1 protein-coding gene is annotated in these 394 nt (G+C 73.6%); it reads left to right on the top strand.

Going from position 1 to position 394, the window contains the following annotated elements:
• Nucleotides 1-394, top strand: a 394-nt coding sequence (locus tag QC029_RS30850; RefSeq protein WP_279559136.1) for a phage major capsid protein, incomplete at both ends; no start/stop codon positions are given.

Raw genomic sequence — 394 nt, 5'->3', positions numbered from 1 at the left:
GGCGGACGGTCTGCCGGCGGCCCCGGCCGACAAGGACACCATCGAGGTCCACGACCTCAACGCCTGGGTGACGATCGGCGTCGACGAGCTGGACGACGCGACCGACGACCTGGCGGCGATCATCTCCCAGGCCCTGTCCCGGAAGATCGCCGAGCAGGAGGACGACGCGTTCGCCAACGCCTCCGGTGCCGGCCGGCCGGAGGGCATGGCGGCCGCGGCCACGGTCACCCATGGCGTGGCCGCCGCGGCGGGCCAGACCGTCACCGGCCACCAGCTGAAGCGCCTCACCATCGCCCTGCCCAGCCAGTTCCGCCGCAACGGGGATTGGCTCGGGCACACCTCGCCGGAGGAGACGATCGCGCTGCTGAAGGACGGCGCCGGCCGCTCCCTGCTC

The organism is Streptomyces sp. DH37 (assembly GCF_029813835.1).
In the GTDB taxonomy this organism is placed as follows: domain Bacteria; phylum Actinomycetota; class Actinomycetes; order Streptomycetales; family Streptomycetaceae; genus Streptomyces.
Note: the sequence above shows the minus strand (reverse complement) of the source record. Positions and strands in the feature narration are given on the sequence as shown.